Here is a 24,512-nt window from a genome sequence, read left to right on the forward strand (position 1 = left end):
TTTTGGGTAGCCTGCTTTTTCTTTCGCTTTTTACTCTTCTTGCTTAATCACTAGCTCGGCTTTCCGTTCATACGGAAAGCTGAGCGACCAGAGTAGGGTGTATTCGGTTGGTTCTGTTACATCTGGGAGGTCGTACTGGTATTCGGTCCAGTTGTCTGCCTGCTTCACTGAATCTATTTTTTCTCCGTCTTTTTGCAGTTGGATGCGCGGATAAATGTCGTTGAACTCGATTGTCTGATAAGCCCCTGCTTGCCGGTCATAGCGCAGGATGACGGTCTTGCCGTTCTCGTCTTTCACCATTCGCTGGCGCACGATTTGGCCCCGGCTTGTTTTTTCGCTTTTCTTGCTTTGACTGGCTTCTGGAGAGTTGAACATGTAAGTGATCTTGTTGCCGTGGTTGTCGGTCACATCGATGGACACATCGAGCGTATCTCCGTTATGGTACGTCTCTTTGTCTGCTGCCAGCGAAAGCGTTGGATCGGTTGTTTTGTCAAACTTGATCACATATCCGTCATCCGTCGGCGCCAACGCTGGACTCCATTGAATCGAGAGTCTGTGGCCATCGATTTGTTCAGAGCGCACAATGTCCATCGAAAGTGCCTTTCTCAGCTCATCGGACATGTACATCTCTGCGTCGCCTTTCATTAGAACGAGGATCGACCCCGTTCCGACACCGAACGTCTCTTTTATATTGTAGATAAGTCCAAGCGTGTATTCTTCTTTTTGGCTCGGCATGTCGATCTTGATTTTTTTCAGCTGGCTGTAGTCCGGCTCAGCATCGATCTGATACTCGTCGCCGTCCACCTCGATCGTATCCTCGAAAAAGTAGGGCTTGTCCACATCCAAATTGCCCAGTGACACCTGATAGGTTCCCGGCTGCAGCCAGAAGTAGCCGTTTGCTCCCGCTTCTTCCATGAACGGCAGCGCTTCCTCTCCCTGCTTGATGCCAAGGATAAAGTCCGAATCAGACCCGAGCGATACTTTGGTCATTGCCGCTTCTTTGCTCGATAGATCGATGCTGACAGCGGAATCCGTGACGCGAATCGTCTGCTCAGAATACAGCGGGATATGCTCCTTAGTCAGCGCGGCAAGTTGGAAACGGTACGTTTTGCCGGTTGCCACATCATCGAGCTTGAAATGAAGCGGCTCGCCTTCCTTTGTTCCATTCCCACCGAACAGATCGCCATAATAAGGCTCTTCCGCTACCAGGTTACCCGTCTTGTCGTCATACACGCGCAGCAGCGCTTGCGAAAAGCCGACGCCCTCGGGATCGGTGTAGCTCACGTCCACCATGCTGCTGACACGCTTCAGTAAAATGTCCCGCACATCGAGCGTTTGCGGCCTGACCGCAAACGGGAACCCGGCGAAATCGAGGCTAAGCTTGTAACGACCGCTGGTGAGCGCAGGATCGTCCGGCACGATGAACGGCCGCGATTGTGCCCCCGTCCAAACTTCCTTGCCCTCTTGATCCGTGATTTTCACCTGTGGCGTGACTGCCTGTGCGGCAGGCTGCTCGCCTGTCGCAGCAGCCCTTGGCAGCAAAAGCTGACCAGACACGCCGTTTGGCTTCACTGGGGCATTCGCTGCATTTTGCTCCGCGAGGCCGAGCACGCTTAGCATATGCTCGTCATTGTAGCGAAGCGTATAGTTGAGATCCAGCCAGTCACCGGGCTTCACGGTCTCGATATCAGCATCTTGATCATCCGTCTGTGCTTTTGCCCGGGCAAGCAGCGAAATGCTTTTCGTTTCCGTCCAGTCAAGCGGCTTGTCCGCTTTCAGCTCGTAAACGTAACGCTTCTTGCCTACGGTTTGCCCAAAGCTGACACTATAGTTCGCGAGCTCCTCGGCTGGCGTGACCAAAATCGGCTGCTTTGCCTTGAAGTACACGCCATATTGATCCAGCGTAAGCTTGCTCTCCGGCGTCCAGATCCCGCCGCTCACTCCTTTTGGAAGGGTAAAGCGGACAGGAACCGCCTTGTCCAGATCGAACGTCAGCTTCTGTGCCTCATCAGCAACGGTGACATCTTGCTCGACAAAGTAGTTTTGGCCAGAAGCGGCATGGCGCAATGCGTATGCCGTATACGTCCCATCCGGCAGATTGATATCGAACTGCCCTTTTTGATTGGGATCGAACAGCAATTCAATCGGTTCCGCCTCCATCCCAACCGCGTGCGGCACAAGCACGAGGGATGTATCTGCTAACGGCTGGGCCTTGCCGTTTGACAGTACGTTGACCGAAAGCGGGTGGGTTTCGCCGAATGCGAGCGTCACGTCATTTTGACTGCCCACATCAGACAACCGCTGGTAAAATGTAAACGGATTGCCAGTATCCCAATCAAAGTAATTGGCTACAACCACGTACTGCTCGTCTGGGTTGCGCACCGATTTGGGCAAATAGCAATATCCTTGTTCGTTTGCAAAATAGCGAGCGACCTCTTCATAGCCTTTGCCCGGTCCATCCGTGCTGTAGAGCACAACTTGTGCACCGTCAGCCGGTCTACCTTCCGCATCGGTAACGGTCACACGCAGGCCGCCGTCTGCACCCTGATGGATAGTAATCGGCCAACTGATCTCCTCGCCGACCGTACGACCATGCGCATCATACGCCTGCAGTCGCAACGACTGCTTCCCTGTGCCAAGCGTACCGCTATCGATGCGACCGCTGATTTTGCCGCCTTCAACCGGCAAGGTGACTAGCTCATTGCCAGCATTGTCGGCAATCCGCACCGATACCGCCTCCTGGTTGATAACCGCCGCCTCGATGGCGAACGTTCCCCACAGATCGCTGCTGCGGCTAGGTGACACAACTCGCATCACAGGTGTGGCGTCATAAGTGAGCGCTTTGTCCACCTGCAGCAGCCCATGTCCGGTGGCCGAATCGATGCCCGGCTTGCCGAGATCCACTGCCGTTTGCTCCAAGGCGGCCCTGATTTCCTCCGGTCCCCAGCTCGGATGGGTCATCTTGACCAATGCGGCTGCAGCGGTCACATGCGGCGTCGCCATCGAGGTGCCGTTATACGAATCGTATTCCCCGCCTGGCACCGTGCTCAAAATGTTTTCACCCGGCGCAGCCATATCAATCGGGCTGCCGTAATTACTGAAATAAGAGGGCATATTCTCCTTGTCCACGGATGCAACCGTCACAACGTCCGCAAACGATGCCGGCGCATAGCCTTCCGCATCGTCGGTTTCATTGCCCGCTGCTACGACGACAAGCACGCCTTTTTGCGTCGCGTTGTGAATCGATTCTTCCAGCAGACGGCTTCTTCCCAAGCCGCCGAGGCTCATATTGATGATATCGGCGCCCAGCTCGACCGCCTTGTCTACACCTTGGGCGATTTGCAGTGCCGTACCTTCTCCATTGTCATCGAGCACCTTGATCGGCAGGATGCGAACGTTCGCCGATCCGGCTACTCCCGTGACGCCTATGCCATTGTTGGCAACTGCGGCGATCGTACCGGAAACGTGTGTGCCGTGTCCGTCGTCATCAAACGTGTTGGTGTTGCCTGCGACGGTATTGTAGCCGGTGGCAAGCACGCGCCCCGCCAGATCGGGATGGCTCGCGTCCACCCCTGTGTCGACGACCGCAACCGTCACCTGCTCCGTTTGCCGCCCTTTCCAAGATGCGAGAGTATCCCAGGCTTGCGGCGCATCGATTGCCCGAAGCCCCCACAAGTCGTCATAGTGCGGATCGTCGACAGCTGATGAGCCTACACGGCTGCTGGATGATTCGGATGCATGGTAAATATAGTTGGGTTCCACGAACGCGACGTCCGGCTCTTTAGCGAGCGTCGCTGCCGTCTCTTCCATCGTGTCTGCATCCGTTTTCAGTAAAACGGTCTTTCCATCGATGCTCGTGGCGCGGGATGATGCGTGCAGCGCGTGAATTTGCTGCTTCTTTTGCTGCTTATATCGTACGATCAGCTCTCCGTCTGCCACCTTCGGAGAAGCCGCCTTCCTCGGAGCCGCCTGCGCGGTGGGTACCGGTGAAATGCCGGTCACCAGCAGTGCGGTGATCAGGGATCCAAGAAAAAAGGAATGACCTCGCTTCATCATGCTGCCACACACCTTACCAAAATTTTTATTCCATTCTGGTATGGTATCGAATTTGGAATAGTCTGTCCATCACCGTTCTGGCAAGGTGGCCTGGCTGCGCGAAATCGCCATAAAGCTCTCGGGCTTTGCCAACGGCTCGAAGCCGTATTGGGCGTACAGCCCGTGTGCATCGCGCGTCGCCAGAAGGAAACGCCGCACGCCGCTAATCGGCGGAAACTGCGTGATCACTTCCATCAGCCATTTGCCCAAACCAACGCCGCTATGCTCCGGCAAAATGAATACATCGCACAAGTAGGCGAACGTGGCGCAATCGGAAATCACCCGGGCAAAGCCGACCTGTCTGCAGTCGGCCGATCCCGGCTCCCCCTGAAAGACGCCGAAGCAAAACGCCGATTGCTCGATGGATCGACGGACCACTTCCCGATCGATCCCTTTGCTCCAATACGACTTTTCATGCAAATAGCCGTAAATCACGTCCTCCTGCAAAAATCGCTTGTCAGTCGAGATCGCATAATTACCTTTCCTCCACATGTCCTTGCTGGTCGTCATCGTATTCGTTCCCCTTTCCCCTTGTCTTTCTGCCATTGTAGCAAGCGATTTTTTTGGCGCGCACAACCAATTGGTGACTTTTTTGTCCAGCCAATTTATCATGAAGAAAAACTTCTTTCAGAAGTCCTTTCAAGAAGCAGTTCCCTCGATCTATGGAAGTTTTTACCGACGCCTATGCTGGAAGTGACGCTGAGGTACTCCGTCTTCCGCTCCAGAATTTATAAGCGCGAGCACTTATAAATTCTTATACGATTAGAAAACCTGGCTACGTCAAGCTTTTGGCTTAAGCCGCGGTTGCACTTATACTGGATAAGAATTTTATAAATTCTTATCTGTATGAAGAAAAATGATCGCAAGGGGGATTTCGATGGACTGGATGCTCGATCCGGCGAGCGAGGAGCCGCTGTTTCGCCAAATCGCCCGCCATTTTGAGGAATGCATTTTTACCGGCACGTACCCGCCCGGCTCCCCGCTTCCAACCGAACGGCTACTCGCGGCGCAGCTGCAAGTGAACCGCAGCACGATCACCGAGGCATACGCAGAGCTACGCGCCTCGGGATTGATCCATTCCCGCCAAGGTAGCGGCACACGGGTCAGCGAGCATCTGTGGGGCGTAGCTCAGCGGCAGCCCAACTGGTTTGCCTACACGAACGGCGGAACCTTCATCCCGACACAGCCGCTGGTCAAGCGGATTCGTGAGGCGACCGCCCGTCCCGGTATCATCGCTTTCAATGGCGGTGAAATGAATCCTGAGCTGTTTCCCCATCACGAGCTGCAAGAGACGATGCATACGCTGCCGCTTACCCGCCTGCTCGGCTACCTTCCGCCAGAGGGCGATCCTGCGCTGCGCCTCTCCCTCTGCGACTATATGCGCGAGGAGCACGGGATTGTCGCCACTCCGGATCAAATCTTGATCACATCCGGCGCCCAGCAAGCGCTGCACCTGATTACGCAGTGCCTGCTCAGCCCTGGAGACGCGATCGCGCTGGAGGGTCCTTCCTATATGTATTCACTGGGAGTCTTCCCCTCCGCCGGGCTACGCCTGTTCCGCCTGCCGGTTGATGCCGACGGGCTTGAACCAGAGCAGGTCATCCAACTGTATCGCAAGCACAAGATCAAGCTCGTCATCACCAATCCGACCTACCAAAATCCGACCGGGACCGTCCTGTCTCTGAAGCGGCGGAAGCGACTATTGGCCGTTTGTGAGGAAATCCGCATCCCGGTCATCGAGGATGAAGCTTACGGCGCGCTCCGTCTGGATGATGCGCCGCCACCATTGCCGACACTGGTCAGCCTGAACAAAGGAAACGGGCTTGTCGTGCACATCGGCAGCTTTTCCAAAACCGTCGCACCGGGCCTGCGGATCGGTTGGGTCGTCGCGCCTCCTTCCGTCATCTCGCGGATGGCCGATGCAAAAAAAGAGATCGATCACGGCACAAGCACGCTCTCCCAGCAGCTGCTGACCGCCTTTTTGCAGAAAGCCGACTGGCGTGGACACGTGCAGCAGTTGAAGACCGCGCTAACAAGACGACGCGATCTCATGAGACAGGCGCTTAGCGATCATGTCGGCGACAAAGCCACCTGGAATCATCCCAAAGGCGGCTATTCCATCTGGTGCCAGCTGAAAAAGACGATTGCGGATCAAGATTTAATCGAAAAAGCGATTGCCCACGGTGTGCTGTTCATGCCCGGAACCATTTACGGAGCAGAGCCCGGGTTCATCCGGCTGTCTTATGCGTGTCCGGCGGAGAGCGAAATTGTCGAGGGGATCAGGCGGTTGGGGCGGATGCTGTAAAAGCTGCGCCTGAAAGCAAAACACAGTAGACGGGGAGCGGAACGCGAATGCCTGTAAAGAACGAAACCAAACGCAACTTTGACGGACAAAACCTGACGGAAACGCCAGAGGAGATTTTCGCACTGGACAATTTGATCGAGCTGAGCCTGTACAACAACCGGATCAAACAAATCCCGGAGGATGTTTACCGCCTTTCCGAATTGCAGGTGTTGAATTATGCCGGAAATGAAATCGAGACACTTTCGCCAAGCATTCAACACTTGCAAAACTTGCGGATGCTCGACCTGGGGCACAACCGGATGCGGGAGCTGCCGAAAGAAATCGGCGCCTTGCAAAAGCTCGATTCCTTCCTTTACCTGAGCAACAATCAGTTCGAGCGAATCCCAGCGGAACTATGCCAGCTCCGTCGCCTCAAATATTTGAACGTTACAGACAACAAGCTGGCAGAACTGCCCGCCAATCTGGGCGATTTGCAAAGCCTCGTTGAGCTGCGCCTCTACAACAACCAGATTGAGGCCTTGCCCGAGTCGATCTCGTCGATCCGCTGCCTGCGGGAGATTCATGTGTACGGCAATCGCCTGACACGTTTGCCTGAAACGATTGGCGATGTATCCGATCTGCGCATTCTCGATGTGAGCAACAACCGGATCGAGGAACTGCCGCAATCGATTGGAGGCTTGAAAAAGCTGCATCGACTCAACCTGCGCACCAACCGGTTGAAAGAGCTGCCAGAGCAAATCGGCGATGTGACCAATCTCATTGAGCTGGATTTGCGCGACAACGATTTGAAGGTGATCCCAGATGCCATCCTCAAGCTGGAACGGCTCGAAAAGCTAGACCTACGCTGGAATCATCACCTGCAGGTTACGCCATGCCTGTTCGAGCTGGAAAAGAGAGGTTGCCTGATTTACCGGTAGAAAAGCAACAAAAAAGAGAGACGGTTTCCATGCGAAACCGCCTCCCTTTTGCATTAGAACAAAAACCCCATCGCCTGCTATAAGGTGATAGCTTCTACCTTGCTCCATAAATTCCCTGTAAAATCGCTTTCCCCTGATTTACGCACAGGTCAGTCATTGTTATACCAGCCCATCGGCCCCACCTGCAAATTCATGTTGATCTGTTTCACTTCTTGATAAGCCTCAAGCCCAAACGTGCCCAGCTCCCGACCAATCCCGCTCTGCTTGTAACCGCCCCAAGGCGCTTCATTGTAGGTCGGATGGTACGTATTAATCCAGGTGATGCCTGCGCGCAGCTTTTTGATCACGCGCATCGCTTTGGCCCCATCCTGGGAAAAGACGCCACCTGCCAGCCCGTACATCGAATCGTTCGCGAGCCTAATCGCCTCTTCCTCTGTTTTAAAACGTTGCACGGTCAAAACCGGACCGAATATTTCCTCCTGCACGATGCGCATTTCCGGTTTGCAGTCCACAAAGATCGTCGGTTCCACAAAGTTGCCGTTGGCATAGTCTCCCTCGATTAATGGATTGCCGCCGAGCACAAGCCGTGCCCCTTCCACTTTTCCGATTTCAATATAGCCGAGCACTTTTTCCATATGCGCCTTCGAGATCAAGGGCCCCATTTCCGTCAGCTCATCGATGCCATTGCCGACGCGAATTTTGCGGCTTCGTTCCACCAGCGCTTCGATGAACCGGTCAAAGAGCGCGTCTTCGACCAAAAGCCGCGAGCCTGCTGAGCAGACTTGGCCCTGGTTGGCAAAAATGCCGAACATCGCATATTCGAGCGCCGCCTCGAAATCGGCATCGGCGAAGATAATATGAGGGGATTTGCCGCCAAGCTCCAGCGAAATATTTTTCAGGTTCCCTGTCGCCGTCTGCATGATGCTCCGCCCGGTGGCAGTTCCCCCGGTAAAGGCCACTTTGTCGATCTGGTCGCTTGCCGCCAGCTCGTGGCCAACCACATTGCCCGCACCCATGACCAAGTTGGCGACGCCTTTCGGGAATCCGACCTCATCGATCAGTTCAAACAGCTTGACCGCAGTGAGCGGCGTCAGTTCGGACGGCTTGAAAACGGTCGTATTCCCCGCCGCCAAGCAAGGCGCTAGCTTCCACGCCGCCATCAATAGCGGATAATTCCATGGCACAATCTGTCCGCAGACACCGATCGGCTCGCGCACGACCATCGTCATCATCGGGTCGGCCACTTGATAGGTTTGCCCGAGCGGTTTGTTGATCAATCCGGCGTAATAGCGAAAGCAGTTGGCCGCATCCGCCACGTCGGGCAGGCTTTCGCGCAGCGGCTTGCCGTTATTTTCCGTTTCCAGTCTGGCGAACTCATCGGCGCGCTCATCGAGCTTGTCTGCAAGTGCGTTCAGCAGTCTCGCCCGCTCGTGCGGAGGCGTATCTTGCCAATCCGTCTCATCAAAAACGCGGCGCGCCTCTGCGATCGCCCGTCGAACATCCTCAAGTCCCGCCTCGGCCACGACAGCGATGACCTCACCTGTTGCCGGATTGAACACATCGCGGACATTCCCATCCGCTGCATCCACCCATTCCCCTGCGATGTACAATTTCAACGATTCTTTTGCCTGCGTCGTCAACTGAGCTCCTCCTCTACTGCTTGTTTCCTTTCTTCACACGGCAAGCTGTGCCCCCTGGTCAGCACCGCGGTTGCATCTGTATGAGAAAAGCCGAAGCCCTTTTTTTGCAAAAAGCCCCGGCTCTTTCTTCACGGAACCCCCGCTTCCTACGAAAAGAAAGTCCCGTACAATAAATATGCATTCAATACCGCAATGATGACCGCGACGATCCAGGAGAGGACAGCCACCCATTTCGGTGCGACGAGCGCGCCCATCTTACGCTTATCGGTGGTGAACATCACGAGCGGAATGACGGCAAACGAAAGCTGCAACGACAGAACCACCTGGCTTAAAATCAGCAGATCGCCGGTCCCTTTCTCACCAGTGACGGCAATGACGATGACAGCCGGCACGATGGCGATCAGCCGGGTGATGAGTCGGCGAATCCACGGCTTCAGCCGGATGTTCAAGAAGCCTTCCATCACGATTTGACCTGCCAGCGTCCCGGTTAAGGTCGAGTTCTGACCAGCAGCCAGCAGCGCTACGGCAAACAGAATGCTGGCCAAACCCGTTCCCAGCAAAGGCGTAAGCAATTGGTAGGCATCCTGGATTTCGGCGACTTCCGTATGACCCGTCGTATGGAATGCGGCCGCCGACAAAATGAGGATCGCCGCATTGATGAACAAGGCAAGCGTCAGCGCGACTGTGGAATCGATAGTCGCGAATTTGATCGCGGAACGCTTCCCTTCCTCGGTCTCCTCATAATTGCGGGTCTGCACGATCGAGGAATGCAGGTAGAGATTATGCGGCATGACAGTGGCGCCGAGAATGCCCAAGGCGATGTAAAGCATTTCCGGGTTTTGCAAAATTTCTGCTCGCGGAACGAAACCACCAAAGATCCCGCCAATATCGGGCTTCGAGAAGATCATTTCCGCACCGAAGCAGATCAAGATGACGACAATCAGCGAGATTACGATCGACTCGATGTAGCGGAAGCCTTTGTTCTGCAAAAACAGCACGAGCATGACATCAAGCGAGGTAAGTAGCACGCCGTAAATCAGCGGTAACCCGAACAACAGCTGCAGTGCAATCGCCGAACCGATCACTTCCGCCAGGTCGCATGCCGCAATCGCCAGCTCGCACAGCAGCCAGAGGACGAAATTGACCGGCTTGCTGTAGTGGTCACGGCACGCCTGTGCCAGATCGCGCCCAGTTGCAATGCCGAGGCGCGCCGTGAGCGACTGAAGCAAAATCGCCATAATATTCGAAATTAAAATGACGGAGAGCAAGGAATAATTGAACATCGCCCCTCCAGCCAAATCCGTCGCCCAGTTCCCCGGGTCCATGTACCCGACCGCCACCAAATAGCCCGGCCCCGCAAAAGCGAGGAACTTGCGAAATGAGCTGCCACGCTTTGGAACAGCCATCGATTTGTACACTTCCTGCAAGCTCGGCGTGCTTCTTTCCCGTTTCCAGCCTTCTTTTGTTTTCACCGCTTCCATGTTTACCACCCTTCTTTCATTCGGACAATTATGTTTCCCTAGGGAAACTTTTTGACTAAAAAAAATAACGGCCTCTCCGTATATGCTATTAGCCTACTACAAAAAAGATGCATGAACAACATATTTTTGCCCAAGGGAAACTTTTCGTTATTGGGTCAACCTTATGAACGCGTGTTACGCAAACTTGCAATTTCCTTATCGGCATGGAGGAATCGTGCACATGCGGATGGAATGTTACCGTGTTCGGAAATCGCTACTTCGTGGAGGTGCACGTTTTGATGCAAACGCAAGGAATCAAAGTGATCAAACTCGAGATGAACATAGGTGCAGACTCTCCATTCATCGTCCATACGGCTTCGCTGTGGGATGAACAGGAGACGGTGCTGGTGGATACCGGTGTCGCCGGACAGCTGGAGCTCATCCGCTCCGTACTCGCTGATGAGTCTCTCCCTTTTGAAAAGCTGACCAAGATCATCATTACCCATCAAGACCGCGACCATATCGGCAGCTTGCCTGACCTCGTCGCAGCCTCCGAAGGAGGGGTGCAAGTCCTTGCTCATGAAGTGGCCATCCCTTACCTCGCAGGCGAAATTCCGCTGATCAAAAGCGGAGCCATCGCACCAACCGTGAAAGTGGACAAAGCCCTCCAAGACGGTGACATCCTGCCATACGCCGGGGGAATTCAGGTCATTTATACGCCTGGCCATACCCCGGATCATATTTCGCTATACCATATCCCGAGCAAAACACTGATCTCGGGCGATGCCCTGACAGCGCAAGATGGCGTCCTGATGCCTTTCGATCCTCAATTTACTTTGGATCAAGCGACAGCCCTGCAATCGATCATCAAGCTGCTTGATCTCGACATCGAAACGGTGGTTGCGTATCATGGCGGCGTCTGTACGGGTGACATCAAGGCGCGTCTGAAGGAAATCGTCGAAAACCTTTCCGTCTAGGCAGCGTCACGACACACAAAAAAACAGCCGAAAAAATACGGCTGTTTTTTTTCTATTTATACATGGAACCGGGCCACAATCGCTTTCAGCTGCTCTGCCCTGGCACCGATCGATTGAGCGACATCGCTCACCTGTGTGGATGCGGCGAGCTGTCCCTCGGCGTGCATAGCCACCTCCTGGCTGTGCTGCGATACGGTTTGTGCCGCTTGCGTCAGCTGCTGGACGGAAGCCGCCGTCTCCTGTGCGCCAGCGCTCACTTGGGTAGAAACGGCTGAAATTTCCTGCAGCTGCCCAGTTACCTCCGTGATCAGCGCCATGATTTTTCCGAACGCCTGTCCCGTATCATGCGCCGCCCCTAGGCCCGACTCCACCTCCGCAATCATGCCTTCCATCGCCGCTACGGCGTTTTGTGAACCGTCCTGAATGTCGGCGATCAGCCGTTCGATCCGTGCGGCGGATTGATGCGACTCTTCGGCCAGCTTGCGCACTTCATCGGCAACGACGGCAAAGCCCCGTCCATGCTCGTTCGCCCGCGCCGCCTCGATCGCGGCATTCAGCGCAAGCAGCGAGGTTTGCTGCGAAATGGCTGTGATAACGCCAAGCGCCTTGACGATCTGCTGTGATTTTTCTCCCAGCTTGTGTATGATCAACGCCGTCGCTTTGACTTTATCGTCCATGAACGTAATTTGTTCTACCACGGCGCGCAGCAAGCGATCTCCTTGGAGCGCCTCGCCTGTCATCACGGCGGATGAATCCGCGATCTGTGCCGTCCGATCTGCTATCGTCTGCACGCCTGTGCTGACCTCGACGACCACCGCTGCTACGTCCTCGGTGCTTTTTAACTGCTCGGTGGACAGCACTGAGACTTCCTGCATCGCGGTCTGGGCGCTCGCCGATGCCGTCTGCGATTGCGCCGCGCACACGAGCAAGCCTTCCGCCGAAACGAACAGCTCGTCAACGCTCTCTTTAGTCGTATGGACGATTTCCTGCACTTTCTCGATAAACAGGTTAAAGGACGCGATCAAGGTCCCGATTTCGCCAGCCGCCTTCACCGCAACACGCTCACTCAAATCTGATTCGCCTCTCGCGGTCTGCTCGGCGAAACGGGTAATCCACTCGGTCACATTCCGCACCGGCTGCGATACGGAACGGGCGATCCCGATGCCAAAGAGCGTGGAAACCACAGCCGCAATCGCCAAAATCGTAATCATGATTTGATTGGCGCGCACCCCTTCCGCCGCTGTCGCCTGGTAGCTGGCGAGCGCTTCCGCTTCCTTTTTGCTCATCAATTCCTGAAAGCCAGCATTGATCTCTTGCAGAAGAGGCGCTAACGCCTGATACTGGCTCAGGGCCGATGCGCTCTCCTCGTGTAGCACCAATTGGATCAGCTCCGACCGTTTCGACTGGTACTCCTTGAGCTTTACCATTAGTTCATCCAGCATTTGCTTGTCCGTGGGTGCAGTCAACGTCTTGGCAAAGGAAGCGAGTAGCTTGTTGTTTTCACCGATCAGCTCCATCATCTGCCCAATCAGGGCGTTGTGCTTGCTCTTGTCCGTTTCAAGCGTTAATTGGTAAAAAATCGTTTCAACCGTGCGCAGGTTGGTTCGCACCTTGCCGATATCCACGATCGGCGCCACATTTTTTTCCTGCATCGCCTGCATGTTTACATTCGCTTTGCCCAAATAATGAAAGCCGGAAAACCAAATCCCGATCATGGTGAGCATCATGATCGCCAGTACGAGCATGATTCGCGGAAAAATCCGCATCCGATCAAACAAGTTCATTCCTTCTTCTCCCCTTCTTGGGCGACCACGCCAAAAGCGGATGGGCAACATACTCTCCCATCCGCTTTCACCACATCCCGTTTGCCTTAGCTATTGACGATCACGACACCGTTGCTGGAACCAATGCGGGTCGCGCCTGCCGCGATCATTTGTTGGGCCGTGGCAAGGTCGCGGATACCGCCGGACGCTTTCACTTCCAGACGATCGCCCACCGTTTCTTTCATCAGTGCTACATCCTCAACCGTCGCGCCACCCGTGGAAAAACCGGTGGATGTTTTGACGAATTGGGCGCCGGCTTTTTCGGACAATTGGCAGGCGAGAATTTTTTCCTCGCGGGTCAGCAGGCATGCCTCGATGATCACTTTGACCAGCTTGCCTTCCGCAGCTTCGACAACCGCGCTGATGTCATCTTCGACCTGCACGGCGTCACCTGCTTTTAAGGCGCCGATGTTGATTACCATGTCGATTTCTTCCGCACCTTCGCGGACCGCCTGCTTGGTTTCCGCCACTTTTATCGCAGTGGTGTTAGCCCCCAGCGGGAAGCCGACGACAGTGCACACCTTCACGTCGGAATCCTTGAGTAGGGAGTGGGCCAACTCTACGAACACAGGGTTGATGCACACCGAGAAGAAACCATGCTCGCGCGCTTCGGCGCACAGCTTGATAATTTGCTCTTTCGTCGTTTCCGGTTTCAATACCGTATGGTCAATGTACGATGCGATCGTCATGAGTGGTGAACCTCCTTATTTCATTTGGGCGAATACGTCTTTGTCGCTGTAAACATCTTTTGCGTTTGAAACGTCGATCAAGCCTGTGCCAGCGTCCACATACTCGGGAACTTGCTCGCCCTTCGCCACTTTCAGCGCGGTATCCACCACGATGGAACCCAGTTTCGCCGGATCGTTGAATACGGTTGCGCTGTATTTGCCGTCTATGATCGCTTTCACTGCTTCCGACAAGCCGTCGATGCCGACAATTTTGACTTTATCCAGCATTTTCGCTTGCTCCAGCACTTGCAGTGCGCCCAAAGCCATGTCGTCGTTGTGCGCATAGACGAGATTCACGTCCGGGTTGGCTTGCAGCAAGTCTTGGAATGCTTTGACCGCTTTGGAACGAACGTAGTCGGAATATGGCCCTTCGATGATTTTCACGCCAGACTCCTTGCCAACGATCTCATGGAAGCCGTCGTGGCGGTCCATCATAACTTTTCCGCCCGCGTCGCCTTGCAGCTCGATCACTTTTCCTGTCGCTTTGCCTTCGCCGCCCAAAAGGGAAACGGCTTGCTTGCCGGCGATTCGGCCCATTTCTTTGTTATCGCGTCCAACGAATGCCGCTACTTTTTCTTCTGTCGGACGGTCGACGGTGACGACCTGGATGTTCGCCTGCTTTGCCGCTTGCAGCGCTGGTGCTACCGCTGTCGGGTTGGTCGGGTTCAAAATCAGCACGTTGATTCCTTTGGTGATCATGTCTTGCACGTCGGCGTTTTGCTTTTCAATGTCATTCTGTGCATCCATGACGACGATGTCAGCGCCTTGTTTCTGCGCTTCCGCCTTCGCGCCGTCAACCAGTGCGGTATAGAACGGCGATTCGGACGTTACCTGGGAGAAGCCGATGACGACTTTTTTGTCACCGCCGGAAGCAGCGGCATTACCGCCGCCCCCATCTGCAGAAGGCTGCGACTGGGAGCATCCGGCGAACATCAGGCTGGTCAGGAGCGTGGAGACGACAAACAGTTTGTTTCTCTTCTTCATGTGTAGATCCCCCTTGATTTATGTGTAAAGAATAGAAGCCACAGGTTACGGTTACGACTTTTTGGTTTGCTTGGAAATGACAAACCGGTTCAGCACCAATGCGAGTACAATGATCACGCCCATGAAGATGGACTGGTAATATGACGATAGGCCGAGCAGGTTGAAAATGTTGGTGATAATGCTCATGAGCAGTACGCCGACGAACGTGCCGCCGACACCACCCACGCCACCGAACAGGCTCGTTCCGCCCAAAACCACCGCTGCGATCGCGTCGAGCTCGATGCTTTTGCCTGCGGTTGGCTGGCCGACGGTGAGCCATGAGGCGAGGACGATTCCCGCCAAAGCGGACAAGGCGCCGCAGATGACATAGGTATAGGTGATGTAGCGGTTGACCTCAATGCCGGATAGATGTGCGGATTGAGGGTTTCCGCCGATCGCGTACAGCTTGCGCCCGAAAGTGGTGTAGCGGAGTACGAGGACAGCCAGAATCGTCAGCACGATCCAGACGATGCCTGAGACCGGGATGCGATCGAACAAGTTCTGGCCGAAAAAGCGCATCGCTGGCGGCAGGTTGTAAACCGGCTTGCCGTCGGTGAACAGCAGGGCCAACCCGCGAGCCGCGACCATCATTGCCATCGTCGCGATGAACGCCGGCACTTTGAGCTTGGTGGTTACCCACCCGTTGATGAAGCCCATCGCGACGCCTGCAAGAATTCCCAAGAGAATGGCGACGAACACGCCGGTGTATGGAATCGCAAGCGCGGTGACCATGCCTGCCAGTGCGAGCACGGAGCCGACCGACAAATCGATTCCGGCCACGATGATGACAAAGGTCATCCCGATGCTGATGATTCCCACGACTGCGGACTGCTGCAGCAAGTTTAGGAAATTTTGCACGGAGAAAAATTTCGGCGACAGCGCTGAGCCAATCGCGATAAAGACGGCCAGCAAAAGAAAGAGATTGTACTTGCGCAAAAATTTGCCAAAGTCAAATGAGGGCGCTGTCTTTTTCGCAGCGGTGCTAGCTTCTCTTATGTGTTCCATAACGATGTCCCCCCTGTCACAGCATGATTGAGGATGTCTTCCTTCTGCCGCTGCGGATCGCGGAATTCGCCGACGATTTTGCCGCGGAACATGACGAGAATGCGGTTGCATATCTCCTGAAGCTCGCCGATTTCCGAAGAGGCGACGATTACGCTCGCTCCTTCTGCCACGAGCTTTTGAATAATTTTGTAAATTTCTTGCTTGGCCCCGATATCCACCCCTTGGGTCGGCTCGTCAAACAAGATAATTTTGGATTGGCGGATCAGCCATTTGGAGATGATCACCTTTTGCTGATTTCCGCCGCTCAGGTTGCCCATCAACGTCTGCGCATCCGGTGTTTTCACGTTCAGCTCGCGGATTTTTTCAGCGATTTCACTGCGAATGCGTCCCGGCTTGATCACGCCGCCGCTTGCAAACCGGTCGTAAGCGGGCAAGACCGCATTTTCTTCGACAGACAGGCCGAGGATCGCACCTTCGGTCTTGCGGTTTTCCGGCACCAGCCCCATCCCTAGGCGGATCGCCTTGCTTGGGCTGTCGATTTTGATTTGCTTGCCATCAAGTCGAATCTCTCCCGCTGTAAGCGAATCGACGCCGTACAGCGCTTTCAACAGTTCCGTTCGGCCAGCCCCGACCAGCCCGTACAGGCCGAGGATTTCTCCCTTCCCGAGCGAAAAGGAAACATCGGAAATGTGGCGGGTACATAGCGCTTCCGCTCGCAGCAGCTCAGGAAAGTGAAGCTGCTCGCTGGTGCGCTGCTGTTTTTCCACCTTGTAGCCGATGATCAGCTCGGTCAGGCTGGCTTGATCCAGCTCGCTCATCTCACGCGTCGCCACCCATTTGCCGTCGCGCAGGACGGTGACCCTATCGCCGATTGCGAACAGCTCCTCAAGCTTGTGGGAAATGTAGATGATCGTGATCCCCTGCTTGATCAGCTCTTCGATGATGGTAAACAGCGTGCGAATCTCGCGTTCCGACAAGGTGGTGGACGGTTCATCCATGATGATGATTTTGGCGTTTCCTTCGAGCGCTTTGGCCAGCTCCACAATCTGCTTGTGGCCCATGCTCAGCTCCGCAACCGGCGTGTCGACATCGATCGCGATGCCCAGCCGGTCGATCAATGCTTGTGCCTGCTGCCGCAAGCGCTTCCATGATACGAAGCCAAACCGCGGATTGGCGTAGGAGCCGAGGTAAATGTTTTCTGCCACGGTCAAATGCTCAACCAGCGACAGCTCCTGATGGATCGTGATGACGCCGAGCCGTTTGGCGTCTGCAGGGTTGGTGATTTGCACCTTCTCCCCTTGCAGATAAATCTCGCCGTCGTCTTTCGGGTAGACGCCCGCCAAAATTTTCATCAAGGTCGATTTCCCGGCCCCGTTCGCGCCGATCAAGCAGTGGATTTCGCCTTTTTTTACGGAGAAATCAACGTTTTGCAGCGCTTTCACACCTGGAAACGACTTGTTTATGTTTTGCATGCTCAGTATCTCGCTCATCGCATCTCCATCCCCCTTTCTCAGGTGACGATTAACTCCTTCATGATTGGAAAGAGCGCTTTATGCAAGTCCAGATAGGTTGTAAAGTAGCGATCATACGCGCGGTGCGCATCCGGCTGAGGCGTATAAACATGGCCTTTTTCAGCCAGCGCCTTGGCTGCATCCGCAAGCGTCAGATAGTGGCCCAAGCCGTAGGAAGCGAGAATGGCGGCTCCCTTGCTGCCTGCCTCCGTCTCCTCCAGCGTCTCGATGACAAGTCCGGTCACATCGCTTAAAATTTGCATCCACAAGGCGTTTTTGGTTCCGCCGCCGCACGCGATGATCCGCGTAATCGGCACATCGGTCTCTTCAAACGTCGAAATGATATTTCGTGTTCCATACGCCGTCGCTTCCAAAATCGCGCGAAAAATATGATAGCGGGTATGCGCCAGTGTCAAGCCCACGAGCGAGCCTGTCGCGTGCGGGTTGCGGTAGGGCGTCCGATTTCCTTGCCAGCTGTCCATCATGACAAGCCCCTCGCTGCCCGGTGCGATCCGTGCAGCTTCCGCCAGCAGCTCGTCATACACCCGGTAGAGCTGCTCGGCAGGTACATGCGGGTAAAACTGCTGCAAAAACCACGTCGTCAATGATCCGCAGGAAAGCTGTCCGCCTTCGATCAGCCATTTGTCAGGGAGAATCGGATTTTCATACGGCCCCCATAGCCCTTCATGGAAAACCGGCTCTTCCGCATGAACCAGATGAACAAAGCTCGTGCCCATCACAAGGCTCATGATGCCCGAATCGACGGCACCGACTCCCAGCATGCCGATATGCGCATCGATCCCTCCCTGGAAGACGGGAATGCCTGCACTAAGTCCCAGCTCCACAGCAGCTCCCTCCGTGACCACACCGACCTGACTGCCGACGGGAATCACTTCTTCCGGCCAAAACTCGCGGTACTCCGGCAAGTCGATCGCCTTAAAAAATGCGGGCGAAAATCCTTCGCCATCCCGATAGTTCCATTTGCAGACGGCATTGCATTGCGATGCTACCCAACGGTTTGTCAGCTTGAAATTGATCCAGTCCAGCTGCTCCACCACTTTTCGCCCTGGAAGCAAATACCCGTTTTCCTTGAGATAAAGCGCTTTGGCGACCATCCATTCTTCTGAAACCTTACCACCCGAGTAGCGGAGAATGTCCTTGACGATCGGTTCTTCTTTTTCGTTGATCGTTTGCGCCTGTGCCACCGCACGTTTATCCATCCACATCAGAGCGGGCGTTTGCGGCGTGCCTGCTTCATCTACCACCAGCACGGTGGAAGAAGTGGCGCATACGCCGATTCCCTCAATTTGCGAAAGAGGAAGAACGCTCGCTGCCTCTGCCAGCACCTCGCGCAGCGCCTTCCACCAATGCTGCGGGTTCTGCTCTGCTTGCCCAGCATGCGGATAAACGGTGGGATAGGAGCGTTCGCCCTTCCAGACGAGTTTGCCCGCTACCGTAAACAGGCCAACCTTCAAGCCTTGCGTGCCAAAATCAATCCCTGCAACAATCGCTTGCTTCATGGTCATGTTCCCCCCTCCCTTACTCATTTGGGGAAAAACATGATTTTATTGAAAATAAGCTCTCGATTCTTAATCTTCTGAAAAACATCCGGCGCTTGTTCCAATGCGTAGCGATGGGAGATCAGTGGCTCCGCCTTTAGCTTGCCCGCTGCCATCAGCTCCGCCGTGAACGACCATTCGCGGCCCGGGAACGGATTGGAGAACGAGTTCCATGATCCGTACAGCGCCAGCTCGTAACGCAATACATTGTTGACCGCTTCCTTACTCAAGGTCAGCTCACTGTTGGAGATGCCGAGGAAGACGATGCGCCCTTGCTTCGCCGCTGCGCACACCGCTTGGTTTTGCGCGATCGGCGATCCCGACGTATCGAGAATGAAATCGGCTCCGCCCACCTGTGCGTTGATTTCTTTGGCCGGATCACACTTCATCGAGTTCACCACGATATCTGCGCCCAGCTCTTTGGCCAGCTCCAGCTTCTCCTCATGAATATCGACTGCGATCACTTGCTTGGCACCCAGCACTTTGGCGAATTGGATCGCGAACAAACCGATTGCGCCGAGTCCAAACACGGCTACCGTATCGCCTTCTTTGCAATCACCGCGCCACAGGCCGTGAATGGCGTTAGCTGCCGGATCGATCATCGCCCCTGCCTCATAAGAGACTTGATCGCCGAGACGAACCAGATTGTCCGGCGTCACTTTGATGAAGTGCGCCATCGCGCCATCCGTGCGTGAGCCGTAGTAGCTGTAATCCTCGCAGAGTGAGTAGTCACCCTGGCGGCAATATGTGCAGCTGTTGCATGGGATCAGAGGTGCGACTGAAACCCGGTCGCCCGCTTGCCAGCCTGTCACATTCACACCGACCTTGGCGATTTGTCCGGAAAACTCATGTCCCAGCGTCAGCCCTTGGTAGTATGCGCCTTTATACAAGGCGCGCGGAATGTCGGAACCGCACACCCCGACCGCCTTTACTTCGACCAGCACCTCGTCCGCGCCGATTTCGGGTACCTCGATTTCTTCCACTTGCAAATTACCAGGCTCATACAATTTAACCGCTTTCATTTCTGCTGCACCTCCGCTGTTTTCGCGATGTCGTGTTGCTTGATCAATTCTCGCGCTGTGACTTCATCTGTGAATAAGGTGTTGAAATAGTTGCCACGCACCGCCCCAAGTATGGCCGGCACTTTATCCTCGCCGCAGGCGATGGCAATCGTATGCTTCTTTCGGCGTAAATCATCGAGGTGAAGCCCGATGGTCCGGTCGTTCAGCTGTTCATCGCTGACATTGCCATCGATCGAGTAAAACCGGGAGCAAATGTCTCCGACCGCCCCTTTTTGCAAGAGCTTGTCGTACTCGTCCTGCTTGAAATAGCCAGCCAGGTTGAGCACCGATTGATAAGACGTTCTGCCGATCCCGAAGACAGCAATGTTGGCTTCCCTCCCGAGCGATACGATCTCGCGAATGCCGGAGTCACGCAGGAGCGCGGAGGCGATTTCGGCGGAATCGAGTATCGTCGGCACGGACAGCGCGTACGGTTGCGCATCGAACGCTTTGGCGAACTGATCAAGGATGTTCATTGCCCCAGTCGAAAAAGCCGTTGTTGCCACACCCCCGTTAAGCTGTACCACACGCACGTTTTTGCGCTTCAGTTGCTTCAGCTGCTTGGCCGCATAGGTGAGGCTGTTCCCCCAGGAGATCCCGATCGTATCTCCATCGGCAACCAGGTCGTGCAGGTAATCGCCAAGCAGCTTCCCCACATCCGTCAAAATGAAGGATGGCTCAGGTATGATGACAGGGGCGACAATCACTTTCATCAGATCAAACCGCTTTTTCAACTCATCTTCGAGATCATCGACCGATTCGATCGGATATTGAATGGAGAAGGTGACAATCCCCTCCTGGAGCGCTGCATCCAGAATGCGGCTGACGGTCGGGCGCGAGATATTTTCCAGTGCGGCGATCTCCTGCTGTGTCAGCCCTTTTTCGTAGTACAGTTTGGCGACTCGGATCATTTCCCTTTGGGTGTACATCTTGCCCCTCCTCTCGTGAAATTTCGTTCAAGTACTAGCACGTAATTTCATTACTTGGCTTTATTATAGCGAGAGAAAAAACACGATGCTACAAAATTTTATTATTTGTGAATAAATTGAACAAAGGTTCAATTTTGACTATAGGCAACTTTCCACAATAAAAAAAGAACGCTATTTCTAGCGCTCTCCGCTTGGCATCACATTTTCCATGTTTTCTTTATCCGCGATCACCGTTCGGTTTCTTCCCGTTTCTTTTGCTCGATATAAGGCTTGATCCGCCATATGGATCAATTCTTGGACTGTCCCGGCGTGTTCAGGGAAATGCGCGATGCCCGCTGAAACGGTAATTGTTCGCCCGATCGGATTTTCGCTATTTTCCAGCTCCAACCGAATCCGTTCGGCAATCCGATACGTTTCCTCGATCGTCGCATGGGGAATCAACGCAATGAATTCCTCGCCTCCAAAGCGGCAGCACGTATCCCCCGGCCTTACCGTTGATGCGAGCAGCGTCGCAAAATGCCGCAGCACCGCATCACCGACAGGATGCCCAAATGTATCATTGATGGTTTTAAAACGATCGATATCCATCACGATGAGGGAAAACGGCGCTTCCTCCACGATCCGCTTGCTCATGATCGTTTCAAGTGTTCGTCGATTGGCTAATCCGGTTAGCGGGTCTGTCGACGCATCGAGTGTCAGTTGATCCGTTTGCCTTTTGATCTCAACCAGTGCATAGCAAATCGCCTCGGTCAATAAACTGGCCTCCCGATTCCAATCCAGTCTTTTTTCAGGCAACTCAATGTTTGCCGTCCCGACTTTGCTTACGCAATTTGCGAGCTCTGTAAATGGTTCCGCGAGCTTGCGGGCAAGGATGATCGCGAGGAGCGCCACAACCAGGAATGGCGGCAGCATATAAAGCAGCATGGTGTTGATATGTTGCTTCAGTTGTTCATTCACAAAATCTGTCGGCGATACGACAGCGACACCCCAGCCGTTCTCCCGTACTTTAACGTATCCTGCCAGCATTTCCTCACCATGCAAATTGACCATCCGTTCACTTCCGCTTTGTCCTGCAATGAGCTTGTGGACAACCGTGTTGGCGCTTATATCCTCACCGATTCGTTTTTTGTCGCGGTGGAACAGCAGCCTGCCATCGGACGCGACGATGTAAAAATAAGACCCCCATTTATCGGTCGGATTACTGTCAAAAATCATATTCAAGATGTTTTTTTCGTTTAGGTAAATCGTTCCTCCGATAAACCCGCGATAGTTCCCATTCCCATCAAAAATAGGCTGACTCATGAAGAGGATCAGACGCTTGCTTTTCGTCGTGATGTATGGCTTGGACAAATACGGTTTTTTCGCAGCCAAGGCCGCTTTCGCTTCCTCCGCCACAATCGGATTTCCTATCGTTCCTGCCGTAATGGGTGAGGCGTTCTGTACGATCCCATTCTCATTCACCAATACAAGGGAATTAAAATAATTGCTGCTATGGCGCATCAGCTCTAGCTGGGCGGTCACATCGGCCGTATCCATCGTTTTCACCTTAGACAGCACCTCTGCAGAATAAAGCAGGCTGCTCCGCATCGATTTGAATAGGGAATCGATCGTTTGCCCCATCTTGACGGCGCTTGAATAATTTAAGGTCAGTGTCGTGTCAATCAGGGTACGTTTTTTAGACTGGTACGATGCAGCAATCAAAATGGTTACCGTCAATACGACGGAAAGGGAGACAAGCGTCGTCATCAGTGTAGCCAAGCTGATCTTTTTTTGACTGGATACTGTAAATTTAAAGACAGGCATACAATAGCTCCTTCACACAAACTCTGACAAAAAGTGTAGTCCCAAAGTCACAAAATGAATTATACGTGATGATAATTACGATTCGCTATCATAAAAATATTTTTTATTATTTAAATTTATTCTTTTGAACACTATTAAAAAGAAAGAGCTTCCTTTCATTTTTCAATGCACAAAAAAAGGTGCCAAGCATAGGAATTCACCTTTGCTTGGCACCTTTTGAATATGCATGCAATTACAGCTTGATCGCGATCAATTTCAATTCTGTCATTTCTTCAACCGCGTATTTGATACCCTCTTTGCCCACACCGCTGTCTTTCACGCCGCCATATGGCATGTGGTCAACGCGGAATGTTGGCACGTCATTGATCATGACGCCGCCTGCTTCGAGCTCATCCGCAGCTTTCATCGCTTTGGTGATATCGTTGGTGTAGATACCTGCTTGCAAGCCGTAACGGGAATCGTTGACTTGTGCAATCCCCTCTTCGACCGAGGAAATTTTGGTTACCACAACGATTGGACCGAATATTTCCTGGCAGGAGCACTTCACGGTGCTCGCTACGTTTGTCAGGATGGTTGGTGCAAACAGACGGTCGCTGACCGCTTTGCCGCCTGTAACGATGTTGGCGCCATTTGCTACCGCATCTGCTACCCACTCGCCCATACGTGCATGGTCTTTCGGGGAGATGACGGAAGACATGTCTGTCGCTTCGTCCATTGGGTTGCCCAAAACAAGCTTCTCAGTAGCTGCCTTGAACTTCTCGAGGAACTCCTCGTATTTGCTTTCATGCACATAAACACGTTGCAGGGAGATGCACACCTGTCCAGAGAAGGAGAATGCACCCATGACGCAACGGTCGATCAGCGCTTGGCTGATTTCCACGTTTTCATCGATGATCAGGCCCGCGTTGGAACCGAGCTCCAGTGTTACGCGTTTCAGACCTGCTTTATTACGCATTGCGATACCGACTTCAGGACTACCGGTGAAGGTGATTTTCGCTACGCGATCGTCTTTCACCAGTTTTTCTCCAACGACGGAGCCTTTGCCTGGCAAGATGTTCAGCGCACCCGCTGGCAAGCCAGCTTCTGCGAAAATTTCAGCCAGAACCAAAGACGACAACGGTGTTTGGCTCGCTGGCTTCAACACAACGGTGTTACCTGCAGCGAATGCAGGTCCCAGTTTGTGTGCAACCAGGTTGAACGGGAAGTTGAACGGCGTGATTGCGCCGACTACGCCGATCGGTTTGCGAACGGTGAAGGCAAGGCGGCCTTCGCCACCTGGCGCCGCATCGAGCGGAACGGTTTCGCCGTGGATGCGTTTTGCTTCCTCAGCCGCGAATTTGTAGGTTTGGATCGTACGGGCAACTTCGCCACGACCGGTTTTGATCGGTTTTGCTGCTTCTGTAGCGAGGATTTGCGCCAGCTCTTCCTTGCGCGCTTCCATGATCGCTACGACTTTTTCCAGAATGGCTGCGCGTTGGCTTGCCGGATATTTGCTGAATGCTTTCCCTGCGTCTTTCGCAGCTTGGATCGCTTCATCTACATCCGCTTCGTCCGCTTGGCCGATTTCTGCGATGAGTTCGCCGGAGAAAGGGGAGTACAGCGGTGTGTACTCCTTAGCCTCTTTCCATTGACCGTTGATATAAAGATGTTTTTTCATGAAAGAGTCCCTCCTGCTA

17 protein-coding genes are annotated in these 24,512 nt (G+C 53.9%); 3 read left to right on the forward strand and 14 right to left on the reverse strand.

From position 1 onward, the window contains the following. Positions 1-30: 30 nt before the first annotated feature. Positions 31-4,056, reverse strand: a complete 4,026-nt coding sequence (locus tag EDM56_RS11820; RefSeq protein ID WP_122918095.1) for a S8 family peptidase — start codon at positions 4,054-4,056, stop codon at positions 31-33. 69 nt (positions 4,057-4,125) lie between these two features. Beyond that, positions 4,126-4,605 (reverse strand): GNAT family N-acetyltransferase, encoded by a 480-nt coding sequence (locus EDM56_RS11825; protein WP_122918291.1) that lies wholly within the window; start codon positions 4,603-4,605, stop codon positions 4,126-4,128. A gap of 367 nt (positions 4,606-4,972) precedes the next feature. Between EDM56_RS11825 and pdxR the strand changes: the two genes are divergently transcribed. Both pdxR and EDM56_RS11835 read left to right on the forward strand, forming a co-directional pair. Then, positions 4,973-6,400 (forward strand): MocR-like pyridoxine biosynthesis transcription factor PdxR, encoded by a 1,428-nt coding sequence (gene pdxR, locus EDM56_RS11830; protein ID WP_122918096.1) that lies wholly within the window; start codon positions 4,973-4,975, stop codon positions 6,398-6,400. Between the two features lie 47 nt (positions 6,401-6,447). Beyond that, positions 6,448-7,317: a leucine-rich repeat domain-containing protein gene (locus EDM56_RS11835; protein WP_122918097.1), complete on the forward strand. Its 870-nt coding sequence runs from the start codon at positions 6,448-6,450 to the stop codon at positions 7,315-7,317. A 149-nt stretch (positions 7,318-7,466) separates the two neighbouring features. On the opposite strand, the gene EDM56_RS11840 is transcribed toward EDM56_RS11835, so the two are convergent. Both EDM56_RS11840 and EDM56_RS11845 read right to left on the reverse strand, forming a co-directional pair. After that, positions 7,467-8,957: an aldehyde dehydrogenase family protein gene (locus tag EDM56_RS11840; RefSeq protein WP_122918098.1), complete on the reverse strand. Its 1,491-nt coding sequence runs from the start codon at positions 8,955-8,957 to the stop codon at positions 7,467-7,469. A gap of 146 nt (positions 8,958-9,103) precedes the next feature. After that, the gene (locus tag EDM56_RS11845; protein ID WP_122918099.1) at positions 9,104-10,438 is read right to left on the reverse strand and encodes an Nramp family divalent metal transporter; all 1,335 of its coding nucleotides are present in this window, start codon (positions 10,436-10,438) and stop codon (positions 9,104-9,106) included. A gap of 278 nt (positions 10,439-10,716) precedes the next feature. Between EDM56_RS11845 and EDM56_RS11850 the strand changes: the two genes are divergently transcribed. Continuing rightward, positions 10,717-11,394 carry an MBL fold metallo-hydrolase gene (locus EDM56_RS11850; protein ID WP_246009353.1) on the forward strand — a complete coding sequence of 226 codons (678 nt, stop codon included), beginning with the start codon at positions 10,717-10,719 and terminating at the stop codon, positions 11,392-11,394. Positions 11,395-11,450: 56 nt separating this feature from the next. On the opposite strand, the gene EDM56_RS11855 is transcribed toward EDM56_RS11850, so the two are convergent. From EDM56_RS11855 to EDM56_RS11900, 10 genes are all read right to left on the reverse strand, one after another. Then, the gene (locus EDM56_RS11855; protein WP_183192398.1) at positions 11,451-13,178 is read right to left on the reverse strand and encodes a methyl-accepting chemotaxis protein; all 1,728 of its coding nucleotides are present in this window, start codon (positions 13,176-13,178) and stop codon (positions 11,451-11,453) included. A gap of 86 nt (positions 13,179-13,264) precedes the next feature. Continuing rightward, a complete protein-coding gene (gene deoC, locus EDM56_RS11860) occupies positions 13,265-13,906 on the reverse strand; it encodes a deoxyribose-phosphate aldolase (protein WP_122918101.1) in 642 nt (213 codons plus the stop codon). Positions 13,907-13,921: 15 nt separating this feature from the next. Further along, the gene (locus EDM56_RS11865) at positions 13,922-14,929 is read right to left on the reverse strand and encodes a substrate-binding domain-containing protein (protein WP_221175976.1); all 1,008 of its coding nucleotides are present in this window, start codon (positions 14,927-14,929) and stop codon (positions 13,922-13,924) included. Between the two features lie 51 nt (positions 14,930-14,980). After that, a complete protein-coding gene (locus EDM56_RS11870; RefSeq protein ID WP_122918102.1) occupies positions 14,981-15,973 on the reverse strand; it encodes an ABC transporter permease in 993 nt (330 codons plus the stop codon). Then, positions 15,961-17,463, reverse strand: a complete 1,503-nt coding sequence (locus EDM56_RS11875) for a sugar ABC transporter ATP-binding protein (RefSeq protein ID WP_122918103.1) — start codon at positions 17,461-17,463, stop codon at positions 15,961-15,963. Before EDM56_RS11875 ends, EDM56_RS11870 begins: the two co-directional genes overlap by 13 nt. Positions 17,464-17,483: 20 nt before the next feature. Further along, positions 17,484-19,010 (reverse strand): FGGY-family carbohydrate kinase, encoded by a 1,527-nt coding sequence (locus EDM56_RS11880; protein WP_183192399.1) that lies wholly within the window; start codon positions 19,008-19,010, stop codon positions 17,484-17,486. Between the two features lie 17 nt (positions 19,011-19,027). Further along, on the reverse strand, positions 19,028-20,065 hold the full coding sequence (locus tag EDM56_RS11885) for a galactitol-1-phosphate 5-dehydrogenase (RefSeq protein ID WP_122918105.1): 1,038 nt from the start codon (positions 20,063-20,065) through the stop codon (positions 19,028-19,030). Then, positions 20,062-21,033, reverse strand: coding sequence for a sugar-binding transcriptional regulator (locus EDM56_RS11890; protein ID WP_122918106.1), 972 nt, complete (start codon positions 21,031-21,033; stop codon positions 20,062-20,064). Before EDM56_RS11890 ends, EDM56_RS11885 begins: the two co-directional genes overlap by 4 nt. 177 nt (positions 21,034-21,210) lie before the next feature. Then, positions 21,211-22,836 (reverse strand): sensor domain-containing diguanylate cyclase, encoded by a 1,626-nt coding sequence (locus EDM56_RS11895; protein WP_122918107.1) that lies wholly within the window; start codon positions 22,834-22,836, stop codon positions 21,211-21,213. Positions 22,837-23,068: 232 nt separating this feature from the next. After that, positions 23,069-24,493, reverse strand: a complete 1,425-nt coding sequence (locus EDM56_RS11900) for an aldehyde dehydrogenase family protein (protein WP_122918108.1) — start codon at positions 24,491-24,493, stop codon at positions 23,069-23,071. Positions 24,494-24,512 lie beyond the last annotated feature (19 nt).

Origin of the sequence: Brevibacillus fluminis (assembly GCF_003710825.1) — a bacterium.
In the GTDB taxonomy this organism is placed as follows: Bacteria; Bacillota; Bacilli; order Brevibacillales; family Brevibacillaceae; genus Brevibacillus_D; species Brevibacillus_D fluminis.